This is a genomic window from Achromobacter sp. (assembly GCF_032102605.1).
In the GTDB taxonomy this organism is placed as follows: Bacteria; Pseudomonadota; Gammaproteobacteria; order Burkholderiales; family Burkholderiaceae_B; genus Achromobacter.
The window spans coordinates 76,564-93,865 of record NZ_DAMDGT010000009.1 but is presented as its reverse complement, the minus strand read 5'-3'; the positions used below and the strand labels follow the sequence as shown (position 1 = coordinate 93,865).

The following is a 17,302-nucleotide window of genomic DNA, read 5'->3' as shown; positions in this document are numbered from 1 at the left end:
AATGAACATGGAAGACGTTGCAAGCGAGATCGCCGGCGTGGCGGTCGAGGATGTGGAATACCTGCGGGTGGACGGATTGCCGTTGATGGCGACGGTGTACCGCCCCGAAGGCGACGGGCCGTTTCCCATGGTGCTGGAGATCCATGGGGGCGCGTGGTGCCGCGGCAGCCGGCAGGACGAACACGCGTTGAATCTGGCGCTGGCGGGCCAAGGCGTGGTGGTGGCCGCCCTGGATTTCCGCATGCCGCCGCAGGGTGCCTATCCGGCGTCGCTGTGCGACATCAATCTGGCGCTGCGGTATTTCAAGGCGAACGCCGGGCGCTGGAATTCGCAGGCAGGGTTGGTCGGCGTCATGGGCGTGTCCAGCGGCGGGCATCAGGCGGTGCTGGCGGCGCTGCGCGCGGATGATCGGCGCTATGGCGTGCATGCGCTGCCGGACGGCGCGGGGCAGGACGCGCGCCCGGCGTTCGTGGTTGCGTGCTGGCCCGTGATCGATCCGATCGGCCGCTATCGATACGCGAAGGCAGCGCGTGATGGCGGCCAGCCCTATCCTGCCGCGCTGGACCGGGTGATCCCCGATCACGAGAAATACTGGCTGAGCGAAGACGCCATGCAGGAAGGCGCGCCCGCCGTGGCGCTGGAACGCGGAGAGGCCATGGCGTTGCCGCCCATCCTGTGCGTGCAGGGCGATGCGGACATCGTCCATCCGCGCGCGCACCTGGAGCGATTCATCGACGCCTACCGCAAGGCCGGTGGCGAGGTGGAGGTGCGGCTGTACCGGGACCAGGCGGAAGGGTTCATCACGAAGCAGCCGGATGCGGCCGCCTCGGCAGAGGCGACCGGCGACATCGCCGCATTCATCAAGCGGTTTGGCGCAATGTGACGGGTGTTGCGCGCAGCGGGGCGGCGGCGTCCATGGCCGCCTGCGCCTGCGCCGGCGGGGCAAACAGGTAGCTGGCATCCAGCGCTTCGTATCGGGCGCAACCAAGCTGCGTCAGGACCATGTTGATTTCCTGCCGCACGATCTGCAGGGCGCGCTCCACGCCCGCCTGCCCCGCCGCCGCAACGCCATACAGCGACGGTCTGCCGAAGATGGCGGAATCGGCGCCCAGGCACCGGCAGATCACCAGGTCCGACCCCCGCCGCACGCCGCTATCCACGATCAGGGTGGCGTCGGGCCCCACGGCCTGGCGCATCAAAGGCAGCATCTCGATGGGCGAAGGCGCGGCGTCCAGCTGGCGCCCGCCGTGGTTGGACACCACGATGCCATCGACGCCCCGCTCCATCGCCAGCCGCCCGTCGTCCGGATGCATCAGGCCCTTGATCATCATCGGTCCCGGCCAGGCCTGGCGTATGCGGTCGACGTGGTCCCAGCTGACCATGGGGGCTGGCGTCAACGTCCCGAACATGTCGGCCACCTGGCCGGCGTCTGCCTGCGCGGGCGCATAGGGCTGCCAGTTGCGCATCATGGGAATGCCGCCCGTGCGCAGGTAGCGCAGCACCCAGGCGGGATGCCCCAGCGCCTCCAGCACCACCGCCGGCGTCATGCGGAACGGCCGAGAGAATCCGTTGCGCCGGTTGCGTTCGCGGTTCGCGTTGACGGGCACGTCCACGGTCAGGACCAGTACGCGGACCTTGGCGCGTATCGCGCGCTGCACCAGGTCGGCGTTGATGCGTTCGTCGCGGGTGCAATACATCTGGAACCAGACGTGGTCGGGCGCAATGGCGATGGCTTCTTCCAGCGATGCGTTGCTGGAACTGGACAGCAGGAACGGCACGTTGGCCTGCCGCGCGGCGGCCGCCTGCATCAGGTCGGCGTCGGGGCGCCACAGGCCGGCCAGGCCGGTTGGAGAGATGCCGATGGGGCTGTCGTAGCGGTGCCCGAACAACGCAACCGACTGGTCCAGTTTGCTGACGTCGCGCAGGTAGCGCGGCACCAGGGCGTGGCGGCCGAAAGCCTCGCGGTTGCGCGCCATGCCGCGCTCGTCGTCCGCGCCGCCATCGATGAAGTCGAAGGCGATGCGTGGCAGTTTCCGGCGCGCCATGCGGCGCAGGTCGTCCAGATTGATGGCGGATTGGATATTCATCGAAAGACTCCAAACAGGGACGCCATACCTTAATGTCCGCCCGCCGGGCGGCGCCGGCGCGGACCTGCGGCAATTTCACATGTTGAATATTCCGGCGCGTCCGCCGGCTGCCCGGCGCAAGGTTCAGCATGTGAAACAACCGCCCGCGCGGCGGCGGATTCGTGCGGGGCTTGGGGATACCATCAGCCGGACTCCCCCTGGGCATGCGAGCGTTGCGCGACGCGAAAGATGCCTTCCCATCACTCCGAAATGAGGTAGCGGCGTCATGAAGGTTCTGGCCAGCGGTTTGAGATTTCCCGAAGGTCCGGTCGCGATGCGCGACGGCTCGGTGTGCGTGGTGGAGATAGCGGCCGGTCGCATCTCCCGGGTCGGGCCGGACGGCCAGGTGTCGGTGCTGGCCGCGACAGGCGGCGGGCCCAACGGCATGGCGGCAGGCCCAGACAGCGCGCTCTACGTCTGCAACAACGGCGGCTTCCTGGTGCGCGAGGTGGACGGCGAGACCCGCGTCATCCACGGCGAGCTGCCGGCGGACTACAAGACAGGCTCTATCCAGCGCGTGGACCCCGCGAACGGCGCCGTGACGACGCTGTACACGCAATGCGGCGACACGCCCCTTTCCGCGCCGAACGACCTGGTGTTCGACGCGCACGGCGGCTTCTATTTCACGGACTTCGGCAAGATCCGCAAGCACAGCCGCGACATCGGGTCGATTTACTACGCGCTGCCGGACGGCAGCCACATCCGCGAGGTCGCGCATCCGCTGGCCAATCCCAACGGCATCGGGTTGTCGCCCGACGGCCGCACGTTGTATGTCGCGGAAACCGAGACGGCGCGGCTGTGGGCCTATGACGTACTGGAACCCGGCAAGGTCAGCCATTGCGGATTCCCCTCGCCCAATGGCGCGCGCCTGGTATGTGGGCTGCCGGGCTACCAGCGCTTTGACAGCCTGGCCGTGCAGGCCGACGGCAGCATCTGCATCGGCACGCTGATCACCGCAAAAATCACCGTGATTGCGCCCGATGGCCGCCTGCTGCGCCAGGTCGACATGCCGGACCGCTATCCCACCAACATCTGCTTCGGCGGACCGGGCATGCGCAAGGCGTACGTGACGCTGTCGCTGACGGGCAAATTGATCGAACTGGACTGGGATGCGCCTGGCCTCGCCTTGAACTACGGCGGCTGACGCGCCTGGCGCCGCGGCTGCGCGCGGCGGGAACGCGATACCAAGAAAAACCGGCAGGCGCGCGCGCCATGCCAGGGACCAACGACCAAAGGAGACATCATGAGCAAAACCACGGAAAAGACCGACCGGCCCGCCTTATGGCGCGTGTGCGTTGCCGCGGTGGTGGGATCGGCGATCGAAGGCTTCGACTTTCTTGCCTATGGCACGGCTTCGGCATTGGTGTTCGGGACGGTGTTCTTCGCGAACCTCGATCCCACCATCGCCACCATCGCATCGTTCGGCACGTTCGCCACGGGCCTGCTGGCGCGGCCGTTCGGGGGCATCCTGTTTGGACACTACGGCGACCGCATCGGGCGCAAGACCATGTTGTCGCTAAGCCTGATCCTGATGGGGCTGGCCACGGTGGGTATTGGCCTGGTGCCCAGCTACGCGGCCATCGGGGCCTGGGCGCCCGTCCTGCTGGTGCTGTTGCGCATGATGCAAGGCGTCGCCTTCGGCGGCGAGTTCGGCGGCGCGATCCTGATGGCGGTCGAACATGCGCCGCCCAAATGGAAAGGCATCCTGGGCGCGCTGCCGTTGGCGGGTGTGCCGATGGGGCTGGTGCTGTCCTCGGCGTCGTTCGCGCTGGTGACGCAGCTGCCCGAGAGCAGCTTCCTGGAATGGGGCTGGCGCCTGCCGTTCCTGGCAAGCGTGCTGCTGGTCGTGGGCGGCTATTACATCCGCTCGTCCATTCCCGAGACGCCGGAATTCCTCGAAGTGCAGCAACGCAAGCAGGCCGTGACCGTGCCGTCGCTGGAGCTGGCGCGCGAGCACACCAAAACGCTGTTGCTGACCATCGGCAACAAGCTCGGTGAAGTGACGCTGTACTACATCGTCACGGTGTTCATGGTGTCGTACGCGATCAAGCTTGGCTTTACCCGCAGCGACACGATACGGGCCTTGATGATCGGCGCGATCTGCCAGGTGATCGGCATGGTGCTGGCCGGCTGGCTGTGCTCGCGAGTCGACGGGCGCAATGTGGCGCGGGTCGGCGGCATCGCGATGGCGATAACGATCTCTACGTTGTTCTCGCTGGTGGAAAGCGGCAGTACATTGAACCTGGACCTTGCGCTCATCGTCGCGCTGGGTTTGGTGCACCCATTGGTGTATGCGCCGCAGGCGGCCTTCTACAGCGCCCAGTTTCCCGCGCATCTGCGGTATTCGGGGCTGTCGATCGGCATACAGTTCGGCGCGGCGATCGGCGGCGGCCTTGCCCCGATCCTGGCGACGGCGCTGGTGTCGCGGTACGGAGACCTGACGTCCGTTGCGTATTACGTGGGCGGGGCTGGCATCCTGGCTTCGATCTGCGCCCACTTCATGCAGCCGACGGCGCCGGCTGCAACGCCTGGACCGGCATTGAGCCCTTCCGCGACCGGCAAGGCGACGACAGGCGGGTAGATGCGGCCGGCCAGGTGCGGCCGGCCAGGCGCGGCCGGCCAGGCAAACCCCAATTGCTGGCGGCCGAAGGGGTGGAGTAAGCATATGCTGCGAATGGATAACAACAGCCAGAAGACAGATTGCCATGAACCTTGCCGACCTCCCGATGCCCATGACGTCATGCGCTGCGCCGCCGTCACGGGCGGGAACGCAGAGCCTCTCCCGCGGCATCAAGCTGCTGCGCATGGTGGCGACGCGCCCGCAAGTGGGCTGGCGGCTGTCTGACCTGGCGGTCGCCTGCGGGCAGGACAAGGCGACGGTCCACAGAATGCTGGCCTGCCTGGTCGAGGAACGTCTGCTGGAGCAGCGCAGCAATGACCGGCACTACCTGCCCGGCCCGATGATGTATGAGCTGGGCCTGGCGCTGCCGGCCCATGCGCAGTTTCAACGCTGCGCGGAAGGCATCGTGGACGGCTTCGCGCGCCGCATGGCGGGCATCGCGCTGTTCCAATATCGCAGCGGCAGCGAATTTGTCTGTAGCGTGCGCGCGGGCACGGTCAAGATGACGGGCGCGATGGTCTACCCGGGAACGCGCCGGCCTTTGTTCACGTCGGCGGGCGGCGTGGCGATCCTGCAGACGCTGCCGCCCGACGCCGCGCGCGCCGTGCTGGCGGACAACGTCAACCAGGAAATCAAGCGGCACGGTACGACTCGCCTGGATGCGCTGCAGAAAATGCTGCTGAAGTCCGACGAGCACGGCTTCGGCGTCAATCTGGGATATGTCGTTCCGAACTCGTACGCCTACGGCGTGCCGGTGCGCGCGGCCGCCGGCCACGCCTTTGCGGCGCTCTGTCTGATCGGCACGCCGGAAGCGCACGGGGAATCGCGCCTGGCTGAATTGCACGAGCGGCTGACGGAAACGGCGGGACAGCTCGAGGCCGGCGCCGTGGAATGCGGCATCCATTGAACGGCATTCATTGAACGGCGGCCGACAGGCGGAGACTTTCAAGCGGAACCCGTCTCGGGCTGACCATCAAGCAGTGACCATCAAGTGTTGACCATCAGGCGCGGGCGCGGCCGAAGATATCCTTGCGCGCCGCGCGACTCAGCGCCACCACCGCCGGGTGATGCAAGCGCTGGTCGGTGGTGATGGCGTAGAACTGTTCCTTCACCCCGTCGGCGTGCCCGATGACGCGCACGCGGTACTGCTTGCACAGGTAGGCCGCGGTGGCGGCCGGCGCCACGAACAGGCCGGCGCCGGTCTGGCCGAACGAGTTCATCAACGCGCTGTCGTCGAATTCGCCCACGATGCGCGGGCGGATGTCGTTTTCGTCGAACCACTGCAACAGCCGCGGACGGATCGCGGCGTCCTCGCCGGGCAATAGGAACGGGGCTTGGTCGAGCAGCGCGGGAAACGTGCCCGGCAGGCGTTCCAGCAGCTGCGGAGATCCGAAAAAGGTCAGGCCGCACTCGCCCAGCAGGTGGCTGAAACCTCGAACATTCAGATTGCCTGGCATGGGGCGGTCTGCAATCACCATGTCGAACCGGTGCACGGCCAGGTCCGCCAGCAGGAAGGGAAGCCGCCCTTCGCGGCAGATCAGCCGCACGTCTTCGTCCAGGTTCAGCGCGGGCTCGATCATCCGGTACACCATGGCCTTGGGCATGCCTTCGGCGACGCCCACCTTGAACTCCAGCGCCCGCCGCGCGGGACGGTTGCGCAGGTCGTCCAGCAGTTCGTCGCCCATGGTGAAGATGCGGTCGGCGTAGGCCAGCGCGTGGCGTCCGACGTCCGTCAGTTCCAGCCCGCGCCCGGCGCGCCGGAAGAGCTCGGTGCCCAGCGTGGATTCGAGTTCCTGGAGCTGGCCGCTGATGGACTGCGGCGTGCGTTGCAGCTGCTGCGCCGCGCGGGCGATGCTGCCGGCCTTGGCCACCATCCAGAAATAGCGCAGATGCTTGTAGTTGAGAGTGACCATGGCTGATCAATCCAAAAAATCTGACTATCGGTTCATCATATGCGAATTGTTGGAGGAATCGACCCGCACTAGACTGGCCTCATGCAGTTTCCGCGCGCCACCGGCGATCGCTTAGCCGACGTGGCGCGATGCAAGGAGTCACTGGATGAACCGGGTCGAGACCTTTGCCACGCTGCCGATGTGGATAGGGTTCGTGGGATTCGTGCTGGTCGTGCTGGCGTTGGACCTGTTTGCGCTCGGCGGGCGCCGGGCCCACCGCGTGTCTTCCCGGGAAGCGCTGTGCTGGGTGTTTGCGTGGATGTCGCTGGCCACGCTGTTCGGCGGCCTGATGTGGTGGTATCTGGACGCCACGCTCGGTCGGCCCGTGGCTCACCAGAAGGTGTTGGAGTTCTACACGGGTTACCTCATCGAACTGTCCCTGTCCGTGGACAACATGTTCGTGTTTTCGCTGATCTTCACCTATTTCGCGGTGCCGCTGGAATTGCAGCGCCGGGTATTGCTCTACGGCGTGCTGGGCGCCATCGTCATGCGGGTGAGCATGATCCTGGCCGGCGTGTGGCTGCTGTCCAAATTCGCGTGGATGTTCTACGTGCTGGGTGCGTTCCTGGTTTTCACCGGCTTGAAGATGCTGTTCACCGCCGGACGCCAGCCGGATATCGCGCGCAATCCGCTGGTGCGTTTCCTGCGGTCCACGATGCGGATCACGAAGGATTATCACGGGCAGTCGTTCTTCGTGCGGATCGACGGCCTGCGCCATGCGACGCCGATGTTCGTCGTGCTGCTGGTGATCGAGGCCTCGGACGTCGTATTCGCCGTGGACAGCATCCCCGCTATCTTTGCTGTCACGAAGGATCCGTTTATCGTCTTTACGTCCAACATTTTTGCCATCATGGGCCTGCGGGCGCTGTATTTCCTGCTGGCGGACATGGTGGCGCGGTTCCACTACCTCAAGTATGGCCTTGCATCGATTCTGGTCATCATCGGCGGCAAGATGCTTGCCGAGCAGTGGGTGCACGTGCCGGTGCACTGGTCGCTTGGGGTGGTGGGCCTGATCCTGCTGGCGTCGGTTGGCGCAAGCTGGGTCCTGCCCGGCCGGGGAGCGGCAAAGTCCGCGCTTCCCGAGGCCAAGAAGTCACAAACCGGAGGTCTGCCATGAACACGATCATCCTCGCCACCGACGGGTCCCAATACAGCGACGCGGCCGCCCGCTTCCTGGTGGCAAGCCCCTTGCTGAACCGGGACTTCGTCGTCCACGTGGTGCATTGCGAGCCTGACGTGGGCGGCGACGTGAGGTCCTTTATCGACAAGGAAGAAATTGCGGCCTGGCATAACGAGGAAAGCGGCAAGGCGATGCGGTCGGTGGTGGACATCCTTACCGCGGGCAACGTCGGACACGAATGCCATGGCTTCGTCGGGTTCACGCCGGACAAGATCGTCGACTATGCCAAGAAGATCAATGCGGGCGCGATCGTCATCGGCTCGCATCATCACAGCCCGCTGCTGAACGCCATCCGCGGGTCGGTCAGCGGACGCATTCTTGCGCATTCGCCTTGTCCGGTGATGCTGGTCTAGCGGACCACGCAGGGCGCGCCCCTGCTGACGGGCGTCGGGATGGTATCTTCTGTCGGATTCTTCCATCCTGCATGCCCGCCCATGTCCGACGTCCCCATTTCCGCCGATAACCCGCTTCCGGAGCCGCCGCCGAGCCTGCACAGGCCTTTCGTCCAGAATTCCGGCACGCGTCGCACGCTGCATTTCACGCAGCAGGAGATCCAGAGCAGCATGTCCGTGCTCAATCCGGATGCCCTGGAGATCGAGTACACGCGGATGATGATGGGTTTCGTGCTGTTCAAGCCCGAGCCGGCGCACATCCTGATGGTGGGGCTGGGCGGCGGATCGCTGCCCAAGTTCTGCCATCGCTATCTGGCGGCCGCGCGGATCTCGGTGGTCGAAATCGACCCGGCCGTCATCGCGCTGCGCGACGCCTTCATGGTGCCGCCCGACAGCGACCGCTTCCAGGTCATCCACGCCGATGCGGCCGAACACCTGCGCGGGGTGTCCGATCAGGCGGACGTGATCTTCCTGGACGGCTTCGTGGCGGGCGGAATTCCCGACGCCTTGTGCTCGGCCGAGTTCTACGCGGATTGCCACCGCGCCTTGCGCGACGACGGCATCCTGGTGATCAATTTCCACGTCAATCACCCCAACCACCACGACTACCTGGACCGTGTGCGCGCGGCATTCGGATCGTCGATGTTCGAAGTGGTGGACGAAGACATGACCAACAGCATCGTGTTCGCCTGCAAAGGCAACCTGCTGGACGACCCGGCCGCGGCGCAACTGACGCGCCCGGCATCGATCCCGAAAGACGCGTGGCGCCAGTTGATGCCGACGCTGCGTGTGATCGGGGCGACGTTGGAGCTTAGATAACTTAAGCGGCCGCTACGGAACGTCGCTCAGCATGATGGCGAGCAGTTCGCGCGTGGCGCGGGACAAGGCCTGTGGCGCCGCGGCGGGCGCCGTAACGCCGTCTTTCGCGCCCAGCGCCTCCACCACGTTCGACACCGCCTGCGCGACCGCCGTGTCTTCCAGCGCCGCCTGCGCCTCCCTGGCCTGCCCGGCGGCCGCGGGTGGCGGGGTGATCTGCTTCCTGGCCGCCTTGAGCAGTTCCGACACGGGATCCGCCTTGCCGCGCGCGTTCACGCGGTCCGTCATGGCGGTCGCCAGGCTTTTGCCTGCGCCGCGGGTGCGCAGGCCGGTCTGCGCGCTGGCGGCCTCCCAGGCGCCGCGCTGCGCCGCGTAGGCTGTCAGCAGCGCGAAGCGGTCGGAGTCGATGAGCTGCGGCGATTCCGCGACCGCGATCAGCAGGGACTGGTAGGCGGCGGTGGCGGCGGCGGGATTGTTGCCGATCAAGGCGGTGGATACGTCTTTCCAGAGGTGATGGAACGGCAGCGCCGTCGCCGCCGCGAACATGTCCGCGCCCAGGGTGCTGCGCTGTTCGAAGGCCAGCACCAGATAGTCCACGTCGTTCACGGGTTCCGGCTTGCCCGCGCCCTGCTGGCGGTGCAGCACGCCGTCGATGAGCTGAAGGCCGGCCAGCCTGTCCTGGGAGTCCGCGCCCGCCAGGACGCGATACCCGCTGCGGCGCAGCGCATCGCCGTCGAATACGCCGAAGCGCACGCTGACGCCGTCGGTGCCGAACAACTTGGCCAGCGGCGTCAGCAGGCTTTCGCCCGTCTTGACGATGGCGCCGCCCGCCGGGCCGCCCAGCACCGTCACGGCGGTCGACACGAAGTCCAGGATGCCGCGGCACAGGCTGCTGTCGGCAAACCGGCATAGCGCGGCATACATCTCCAGCCCATCGCTGGCGTACGGCACGTTGCGGGCGACGTAGACGTCGCGAAAGGCCACGCGGCGGGCGCCCGCCTCGGGCGCCGCGGCGCCCAGCGCCTGCTGGATGAGGTCGTAGCCGACGATGTAGGGGATTTCGCGTTTGGCGCCGGCCGCGCCATAGCGCAGGAAGAACGTGCATAGCGGCAGGAACTGGCTGAGGTAGTTGCCGGCCTCGCAAAGGCGCATTTCCACCAGCCGGACGCTGAAGTAGCACTGGCCGGGCACGAAGGCGGACCCGTCCAGGTGGGCAGGCGCAGCGCCGCGAGCCGGAGCGCCCGCCGACGCAGCTCCGGACGCCGCAGCGCCGGCTGCCGCAGCATCGGCTGCCGCAGCATCGGCTGGCGGCGGTTCGATCTCCGCGTAGAAGTTGCGCCCTGCGGGTACGGTGGGCAGCAGTGCGCCCGCGCCGTCGCCGCCTGCCGCCTTGCCGCCGATGCCGCGCAACATGCCGATGAGAGAGTCCATGAAAGCTCCTTGTGATTGTCGGCGGCGTCCGGGAAGGGATGCGTGCAAGCCGGCGCGCTCAGTCGCGCACGATGGCCATCGCCGACGCCCACGTCGGCAGGTCGCCCGCGTCGCCCTGGGCGGCCTTGCAGGCATAGCGATAGGCTTCGGCCAGTCCCTTGGGTTGGGCGGCGTCCAGGTAGACGTCATAAAACCGCTGGATATAGCGCGCGCAGGATTCTTCCTCGACCTGCCAGCGGAAGGCGAGAACGCCGGCCGCGCCGGCCCGCATGACTTCCAGCGCGGTCCGCACCGATGCGCCGCTGCATGACGACAGCACCAGCAGCTTGCATTTGCCCGCTTCCATCCACTGGCCGATCAGCCGGATGGACAGTTGCCACGCTTCGCCGTCTTCGCCCGGCAGCACCAGCATCGTGCTTTCATTGGCCGATACGGAATGCCCGGCAAAGTGGAAGATGTCGTAGTTGCCGGTCTTCAGCCGTTCCTCGATGCGTCGCTGCAGGTCAGCGCCCACAAGCCCGGTCTCGTCCGCTTCCCGAACGTTGTCGATGAGCAGGTTGCCCGGCGTGCGCGCCGCCAGTTCGGCAAGATGCTCGCGTTCGCGCGCCACCGATTGCAGCGGGCCGAACTCCATGGCGGGCAGCGCCGCCCCGCCATCTTCGCGCCGGAACGTGACGGCGCCGAACACCGAACTGGCGTCCATGAACAACAGGCGCACGGGTTGGCCGGGCGCGCGCGAGTCCGATTCCCATCGAGGCGCGGGCGCCGTGCCGTCCACGTGCAGGCGCCGGGCCATGGGCAGCTCAAGGCACAGGTACCGCCCGCTGTCGGCGCCGAACTCCCGGCCCATCTCGAAGGGCAGGTTGAACAGACGCGACACCTCCTGGCTGGCCAGGTTGAACTCGAACCGCAGGTCCAGCCCCGCGAACGCCCCGACCCCGGGCGACACTTCTTCGTCGCGGGCACGCTGGATGAGCTTGGCGATGGGCGCGCCCAGGCTATGGGTGACCATCGCGCTGAAGACGTCCTCGCCCACGCCGCTCAGGTCTTTCAGCCATTGCGGCGCCTTGGTTTCGCCCAGGTAGGGGCTGAAGGTCTCGATGCGCCCCACCAATGCAGATATCCGGTCGCGTTCTTTGTAGGGCATGTCCTGGGACGAATACTCGTGCCGGCCCATCTGCATGCGGTAGGTGATCGAGTGTTCGCCCACGCGGATGATGAGCCTGCGCCGGCGCTTGGGCGCAAGCGGCGTCAGGCAGGTCAGCACGGTGGCGACTTCCGCGCCGCTGTTGACGGCGCCCTTCGCGTCGCTCGTCCACATGAACACTTCCGGCCGCTCCAGCACGTAGCGCTGCACGAGTTCCGGCGGGTCGACCGCCAGCACCAGCAGGGGAACGGACGAGCGCTTGGCGATCCACTCCAGCAGTTCGACGGCGGCGGCGCCGGGCTTGCCGCGCTTGTTCGCGGAAGACCCCAGCCTGGCGTCGATGATCGCCAGCCGGGGCTCGATACGCGGCGTGGCGTCCTCCCAGCTCGTCATCTGGGCCTTGGCGCTTTCGAGCGTGGTGCGGCGGCGCAGCTCCGCGCCCACGAACGGCGCGATGGCGGGATACTGCTGCACGTGGCGATGCAATTGGTCGATGTTGTTGGCCCAGTCGTCCTCATGCTCGTCGTTCATGCTGGCCAGCAGGATGTAGTTGGGTCCGGCGGCGGGTTGTTCCATGATGGCTGTCCCATGATTGGGCGAGTGCGCGGCCCTTAGCCGATCCGCAAGGGAAGGATCAGCGCGAACGAGCGCCACGGCGGCGTGACGGATTCGTAGGCCTGCGTCGGCTCCATCGGCTCGCCCGTCAGCGGCGGGTCCGTAACCAGCGCGCCGCCGTGATCGATCATCGTTTCCTGGATCTGCGTGATGGCGATGCTGGCGCCGTCATGCGCCGCGCGCTCCGCGTTGAGCAAGGCGTCGTCGGGCACGGCGTGGACGGGCTGGTCGGTGTCCCACACCTGTTCATCGCTCAGGCCGAAGCGCACCGTGCAGCCGTCAGGGCCCGCGTCCAGATCGATGGTGACGCGGGCGTCGTCGGCGTTGCGGCAACGCAATAGATAGTCGACCATGGACCTGAACGCCGCGCCCAGCGATTGCGCGTCGCCCGACACCGTGGGGCCGTCGCGCGAGGCGGTGTGGTTGCTCAGCACGATCCGGCGCTGGTCGCGGGCCGGCAGGGCGGCGATCATGTCGTTCAGGCGCGCGCCCAGTTCGACGTCGCTGTGCAGGGCCCGGGCGCGCCGCCGCGATTCGCTGGCGCCCGCCAGACGCTCGAACGTAATGTCGGCCTTGCCGATCTCGGCCACGATGCGCTGGCCAAGGTCCTGCGCCTGCGCTGCGACCACCTCGGCGGGCGTTCCCTGCCGCGCGTCGTCATGCAGCAGCACCGTCTGCGACGTGAGATTGCACGCCAGCGACAGGGAGGTGCGGGTCTGCCTGGCGACTTCGGCCACCGTTTCTCGCAGGTAGCGCAGGTCGCGCGCCCAGTCCAGGTCCGCGATGTCGGTGAAGAACCAGATCGACATGTCCAGGCTGGGGTCCAGGTCGGTTCGGGTGGCCAGCACGGAGCGAGGCTTGCCGCCGCCGTCCAGCAGTTCGATGCGTTCGCGCTTCACGGTGAAGCCGGACGTGAGCACGCCCAGCGTGGCCTCGTCGTCCGGGAACGCGTAGTCCGTGATGGACGGGGAGCCGGCGCGGTTGCGCGCGGGCCGGGGCTCCGGACCCAGCATGTCGGTCGCCACGCGGTTCATTTCGATGATCCCGCCTTCGCGGCCGACGAACACCACGGCCTGCTCGGTTTCGGCCATCAGGCTCTGCTTTGTCTGGCTGAGCAGGTGCTGCGCCAAACCCTCCTCCAGCGAGGCGATGATCTGCCGCAGATCGTCGAGATCCGGTCCTTTGAAGGCATGCGACACCGAAGACTCCACGTCGAGCAGCCAGCGGATCCGGCCGTTCAGGTGGATCGGGACGGTCATCGCGGAACGCAACGGTCGTTTCGGGCCGCCGTAGCCATGCTGCGCGTAGGCGGGATTGCCGATGTCGTCGACCGCCAGCAGGCATCCATTCGCCAGCGTGGCGCCCAGCATGCCGTTCGCGGTGGGCTGCTGATAGCCGGCCGGCAAGGCGTACGCCGGCGCCAGGCTGTGCTGCGTGACGACCTCGAAGCGGTCGTCCTGCCGGTTCACGCGGTACAGCGCCACGTGGTCCCAGGAAAAATGCTGGGCAAGCTGGACGATGATGTCGTCGGCCGCTTCGCGCAACGATGCCGCCGCCATCACCTCGCGCCGCAGCGAGTCCGCGAACTCGGCCCGCTCATCGTCGCGTTCCTTTTCGAAGCGCATCAGCACCGGTTCCAGGTCCAGCGCGCGCAGGATCTCCAGGTGGCGCTCTCCGTACGAGCCGGGCGTGCGCGAACACAGGCTCAGCGCGGAGCTGTAGCCGCCCGCGCGCGTGACGGGCAGGGTGACCGACGCCTGGATGCCCAGGTCCTGATAGCAGCGCACGACCTCGTTGCCGGGCTCGGGCATGTTTTCCTTGACGAAGGCGTTGGTCTCTTCGACCCACGTGCGGCCGGAATCCAGGAAGGCCCGGATCGTGGGCGGCAGGTCCATCCACCGCGCGGGCCACAGTTCCACGCCCTCGGGCCGCACCGCGATCGCGCGAAACAACGACACGTCGCCGCCATAGATGCCGAAGACCGCGTGCTCGAAGGGCACCAGGCGCCGGATCTGCTCGAGGATGCGATCCAGCTTCAATCGCCACCCGCTGATTGCGGGATCCAGCGCGATGCGCCGGATCTCGTCGCGTGCGGACTCCAGCGTGCGGGACTGGATGATGGCGATGACACCCAGCAACCGGCCATTGGGGGCCGGGTCGGGAGTCATGACCAGTTCGCACTGCCGGTCGCCTTCGGGCGAGGGGATGGCGATGGTCACCGCCACCATGGCGTCGCCTTCGGTGTCCTGCACGCAGCGCAGGATGGCGCGCTGCACCGGCCCGGCGTCGGCGGGCCGGAAGTGCGAGGTGATGCGGGTGCCGCACAGGGCCTCGCGCGTCAGCCCCAGCGTGCGCGCCGCCTCGGGATTGGCAAAGTGGATGACGCCTTGCATGTCCAGCCGGAACACGGCGTAGGGCGTGCGTTCGAAGCGATGCGATTCGGCCTGGCGGAAGGGAGCGCCGTCGTTGACCAGCACGATGAGCTCGCCGCTGTCCAGCGTGCACATCGGGATGAGCTGGGCAGGCACGCCCGCGCCCTCGGCGTCGCGATAGACGACGTCGATCGGCCCGTCGCCCATGCGCGGCGTCTTGCGCAGCCCGTAGACCTCCGTGACGTGCAGGCCCGCGATGTCGTGCTGGTTCGGCGGCAGTGCGGTGCTGGCCGCCACGATCTCACCGGATTCGGCCAGCAGCAGGCATGGCACGCCGACCTGCGACAGGACGCGAGACACCTCGTCGGGTTCGCCGTAGAAGGAAAACTCGTGCGCGGGACTCGGCGCCGGGCTGGGCGGCCTGGGCAGCGAAGGCTCGGCCGGCGCGGCGGCGCGCGCCCCTTCCTCGGGCGCCCGCGCGGCGGGGACGGGAACCTCCGCGCGCGCGGCCGGTTTCTTTGGAAGCTCTGGAGCCTCGCGATAGGGTTCTGCCTGTCTCTCTGTCATGTCGAGGCCCTCCGCAGGGCATCAGCGCTTGATGAACGCGATGACCTGCTGCTGCGTGCCCTTGTCGTTATCGAATCCGCCGTGCGTGCTGGAGGCCACCGGCGGCGTCCGGGAGGCGGATTGGCTGCCTTCCGGCGAAACGTGGACGGCGTCGCAAGGAATGCCGGCGTCCCGGAAGTACCGTTCCATGCCGAGCAGCGGCGTGGTGGTGCCGCCCTCGAACGATTCGCTGACCAGATACAGCAGCGAGCGCCGATACGGGCCGCAGGTGGGATCGTCTTCTTCCGCGCGGTCAGAGAGGTGGAACTGCTGGTAGCGCTTCACCCGGGTCTTCAGCACCGGGACGACAAGCTGCTGGAAGGTCTTCATGGTGACGGCGGGGGCCATCAGGCTCAGCGATTCCAGTTCGCCGCCATCCGCCGCCAGGCGCTGCACGAAATGGCTGGCCACGATGGCTCCCGCGGAATGGCCCACGATGTGCAGACGCACGCGGCCCCGGGCGACGTGCGACCTGAAATGCCTGTAGAGCATGATCATGGCGGCCTTGTCTTCGCCATTTTTTGCCGGCGCGCTCATGGCCTCGGCGTTCTGCTTCATCTCGCCCCAGATCACCGTGCCGGGGCGGGCCAGCCAGCGTTCCAGGCGCTGGTTCCACCACCGCTCCAGCCGATCGCCGATGCCGCCGGTCGTGCGCGGCACGTCGTTCGAGGCGTCCTGGATGATGTTCTTCACCGTGGTGATGAAATCGGTCTCCCACATCAGGAAGACGGGGAAAATCTGGCTTTCGTAAAGCAGCGGTATCCATTCGGCGGCGGCCTCCGCGGCGGCTGCTTCGCCCACCAGGCCGCCGTGCGCGTAGACGCAGACGTCCATCGGCTTGTCCTTCAGGCCCCAGCGCTCGCGCGCCGCGGCCATGTGCACGTCGACGATGGCGCGCAGGTCGTCCGGCGTGGTCCGGAAGGCGCCGCTGTTGCTGAGCTCGCCATTGTTGCCGACGTTGACGATGAAGGGCGTCAGCTCGCGGTCACGCAGCACCTTGCCCGCGGCCAGCGTGACGGACCTGCCTTCGGTTCGCAGGCTGATGCTGTTGGAGATCCTTTCGTGCTCTTGCGTGACGACGCCAAGCTGCACCACCCAGCAGTCCATCGCGTTGCGCAGCCAATCGTCGTAGGTCAGCACGGCCATGCCGTGCGTGCCCCATTCGTCGCCCCAAGAGTTCTGTATCAGGAAGCCGTCCTGGGTGTATCCCACGATGACGAAGGCGTGTCCCATGATGGCCGTGTCCTGGCCGGTGGTCGGGATGACCCAGAAGGGCTCGGTGATGGGCGTGGCCGCGGCCTCGTGGGCCGTCATACCATGGCCTGCATCCCAGCCGTCGTGGCATCCGGCGCTGGCGTAAAGAATGCCCACCTCGTTCAGGGCCGCATGCATTTCGACGATGCTGCGCGTATCGATGCGGTAGTAGGCGCCTAGCGGCCGTTTTACGGCGTCCAGCCACCAGTCGTCTTCGGTCCGCTTTGCTGCGGGCGGCATTTCCATGGTCGGGAACAGCGCCTGGACGCACGCGCCGTGCTTGAACCAGCCTTTCAGGGCGCCGCGCAGGCTGGACCCGCTGTCCGTCGTGGACCCGGGAAACTCGTCGTACCGCCTGGCCATGGAATACAGCATGAACGGGGAGATCGCGGGGCGCGCATCGCGTTCGGACTTGCGCAGCAGGTACTCCACCACGGTGGACAACGCGAAGCCCGTGCAGGCCGAGGTCTCGCCCTGGTGCTTCACCGTCAGCCCGATCACGGGGATCATTTCGGCCTTGGGCGTGACGGAGATGTTGGCGCGGAACAGCATGTCGCGCGCGTCGAAGGCATCGGGCTTGGCGGACCGCTCGAAAGGGCGCGCGGGCGCGCTCTCGTCCTGGTTGCGGCGCTTGCGCGTCTTGGGCCGCGGGTCTTCCGGCGCGGCTGGCGCGGTAGCAGAAGCGCCCGCCTTCGCGGCTCGCTTGCCCTTTTTCTTGGGCGCGGATTTGCTTGCCGTGCGCACTGCCGCTTTTCGGGTCGCCATAGGGTTCTCCCACTTTGGACGAGCTG

Annotated in this window: 13 protein-coding genes; 7 read left to right on the top strand and 6 right to left on the bottom strand. The window is 67.2% G+C overall.

What is annotated here, in order from left to right:
• The first annotated feature begins 7 nt into the window (after positions 1 to 7).
• Positions 8 to 883, top strand: coding sequence for an alpha/beta hydrolase (locus tag RT614_RS20025; RefSeq protein ID WP_313623871.1), 876 nt, complete (start codon positions 8 to 10; stop codon positions 881 to 883).
• On the opposite strand, the gene RT614_RS20020 is transcribed toward RT614_RS20025, so the two are convergent.
• On the bottom strand, positions 861 to 2,087 hold the full coding sequence (locus tag RT614_RS20020; RefSeq protein ID WP_313623870.1) for an alpha-hydroxy acid oxidase: 1,227 nt from the start codon (positions 2,085 to 2,087) through the stop codon (positions 861 to 863). The two genes, RT614_RS20025 and RT614_RS20020, sit on opposite strands and share 23 nt — an antisense overlap.
• Positions 2,088 to 2,352: 265 nt before the next feature.
• Between RT614_RS20020 and RT614_RS20015 the strand changes: the two genes are divergently transcribed.
• The 3 genes from RT614_RS20015 (at position 2,353) to RT614_RS20005 (ending at position 5,653) form a co-directional block, all read left to right on the top strand.
• Positions 2,353 to 3,270 (top strand): SMP-30/gluconolactonase/LRE family protein, encoded by a 918-nt coding sequence (locus tag RT614_RS20015; protein ID WP_313623869.1) that lies wholly within the window; start codon positions 2,353 to 2,355, stop codon positions 3,268 to 3,270.
• Positions 3,271 to 3,369: 99 nt separating this feature from the next.
• Positions 3,370 to 4,707: an MFS transporter gene (locus RT614_RS20010; RefSeq protein WP_313623868.1), complete on the top strand. Its 1,338-nt coding sequence runs from the start codon at positions 3,370 to 3,372 to the stop codon at positions 4,705 to 4,707.
• A 124-nt stretch (positions 4,708 to 4,831) separates the two neighbouring features.
• The gene (locus tag RT614_RS20005; RefSeq protein ID WP_313623867.1) at positions 4,832 to 5,653 is read left to right on the top strand and encodes an IclR family transcriptional regulator; all 822 of its coding nucleotides are present in this window, start codon (positions 4,832 to 4,834) and stop codon (positions 5,651 to 5,653) included.
• Between the two features lie 94 nt (positions 5,654 to 5,747).
• On the opposite strand, the gene nhaR is transcribed toward RT614_RS20005, so the two are convergent.
• Positions 5,748 to 6,659 carry a transcriptional activator NhaR gene (nhaR, locus tag RT614_RS20000; RefSeq protein WP_313623866.1) on the bottom strand — a complete coding sequence of 304 codons (912 nt, stop codon included), beginning with the start codon at positions 6,657 to 6,659 and terminating at the stop codon, positions 5,748 to 5,750.
• A 145-nt stretch (positions 6,660 to 6,804) separates the two neighbouring features.
• Here nhaR and RT614_RS19995 point away from each other — a divergent pair, with 145 nt between their 5' ends.
• The 3 genes from RT614_RS19995 (at position 6,805) to RT614_RS19985 (ending at position 9,089) form a co-directional block, all read left to right on the top strand.
• On the top strand, positions 6,805 to 7,815 hold the full coding sequence (locus RT614_RS19995) for a TerC family protein (RefSeq protein ID WP_313623865.1): 1,011 nt from the start codon (positions 6,805 to 6,807) through the stop codon (positions 7,813 to 7,815).
• The gene (locus RT614_RS19990; RefSeq protein WP_313623864.1) at positions 7,812 to 8,231 is read left to right on the top strand and encodes a universal stress protein; all 420 of its coding nucleotides are present in this window, start codon (positions 7,812 to 7,814) and stop codon (positions 8,229 to 8,231) included. The genes RT614_RS19995 and RT614_RS19990 overlap by 4 nt, the downstream gene beginning before the upstream one ends.
• Before the next feature lie 81 nt (positions 8,232 to 8,312).
• Complete coding sequence (locus RT614_RS19985) at positions 8,313 to 9,089, top strand: fused MFS/spermidine synthase (protein WP_313623863.1); 777 nt, start codon at positions 8,313 to 8,315, stop codon at positions 9,087 to 9,089.
• A 12-nt stretch (positions 9,090 to 9,101) separates the two neighbouring features.
• On the opposite strand, the gene RT614_RS19980 is transcribed toward RT614_RS19985, so the two are convergent.
• Genes RT614_RS19980 through RT614_RS19965 form a run of 4 tightly spaced genes read right to left on the bottom strand, consistent with a single transcriptional unit; the run spans position 9,102 to position 17,276 of the window.
• Entirely contained in the window at positions 9,102 to 10,517 is a 1,416-nt protein-coding gene (locus tag RT614_RS19980) for a hypothetical protein (RefSeq protein WP_313623862.1), read from the bottom strand.
• A gap of 58 nt (positions 10,518 to 10,575) precedes the next feature.
• Positions 10,576 to 12,240 (bottom strand): CHAT domain-containing protein, encoded by a 1,665-nt coding sequence (locus tag RT614_RS19975; protein ID WP_313623861.1) that lies wholly within the window; start codon positions 12,238 to 12,240, stop codon positions 10,576 to 10,578.
• A gap of 35 nt (positions 12,241 to 12,275) precedes the next feature.
• Entirely contained in the window at positions 12,276 to 15,218 is a 2,943-nt protein-coding gene (locus RT614_RS19970) for a PAS domain-containing protein (protein ID WP_313623860.1), read from the bottom strand.
• A gap of 21 nt (positions 15,219 to 15,239) precedes the next feature.
• Positions 15,240 to 17,276, bottom strand: coding sequence for a C1 family peptidase (locus tag RT614_RS19965; RefSeq protein WP_313623859.1), 2,037 nt, complete (start codon positions 17,274 to 17,276; stop codon positions 15,240 to 15,242).
• Positions 17,277 to 17,302 lie beyond the last annotated feature (26 nt).

What these genes read in the sequence shown, in the direction of transcription:
- RT614_RS20025 (WP_313623871.1), top strand. Translation starts at nt 8, where the DNA reads ATGGAAGACGTTGCAAGCGAGATCGCCGGCGTGGCGGTCGAGGATGTG.
- RT614_RS20020 (WP_313623870.1), bottom strand. Translation starts at nt 2,087, where the DNA reads ATGAATATCCAATCCGCCATCAATCTGGACGACCTGCGCCGCATGGCG.
- RT614_RS20015 (WP_313623869.1), top strand. Translation starts at nt 2,353, where the DNA reads ATGAAGGTTCTGGCCAGCGGTTTGAGATTTCCCGAAGGTCCGGTCGCG.
- RT614_RS20010 (WP_313623868.1), top strand. Translation starts at nt 3,370, where the DNA reads ATGAGCAAAACCACGGAAAAGACCGACCGGCCCGCCTTATGGCGCGTG.
- RT614_RS20005 (WP_313623867.1), top strand. Translation starts at nt 4,832, where the DNA reads ATGAACCTTGCCGACCTCCCGATGCCCATGACGTCATGCGCTGCGCCG.
- nhaR (WP_313623866.1), bottom strand. Translation starts at nt 6,659, where the DNA reads ATGGTCACTCTCAACTACAAGCATCTGCGCTATTTCTGGATGGTGGCC.
- RT614_RS19995 (WP_313623865.1), top strand. Translation starts at nt 6,805, where the DNA reads ATGAACCGGGTCGAGACCTTTGCCACGCTGCCGATGTGGATAGGGTTC.
- RT614_RS19990 (WP_313623864.1), top strand. Translation starts at nt 7,812, where the DNA reads ATGAACACGATCATCCTCGCCACCGACGGGTCCCAATACAGCGACGCG.
- RT614_RS19985 (WP_313623863.1), top strand. Translation starts at nt 8,313, where the DNA reads ATGTCCGACGTCCCCATTTCCGCCGATAACCCGCTTCCGGAGCCGCCG.
- RT614_RS19980 (WP_313623862.1), bottom strand. Translation starts at nt 10,517, where the DNA reads ATGGACTCTCTCATCGGCATGTTGCGCGGCATCGGCGGCAAGGCGGCA.
- RT614_RS19975 (WP_313623861.1), bottom strand. Translation starts at nt 12,240, where the DNA reads ATGGAACAACCCGCCGCCGGACCCAACTACATCCTGCTGGCCAGCATG.
- RT614_RS19970 (WP_313623860.1), bottom strand. Translation starts at nt 15,218, where the DNA reads ATGACAGAGAGACAGGCAGAACCCTATCGCGAGGCTCCAGAGCTTCCA.
- RT614_RS19965 (WP_313623859.1), bottom strand. Translation starts at nt 17,276, where the DNA reads ATGGCGACCCGAAAAGCGGCAGTGCGCACGGCAAGCAAATCCGCGCCC.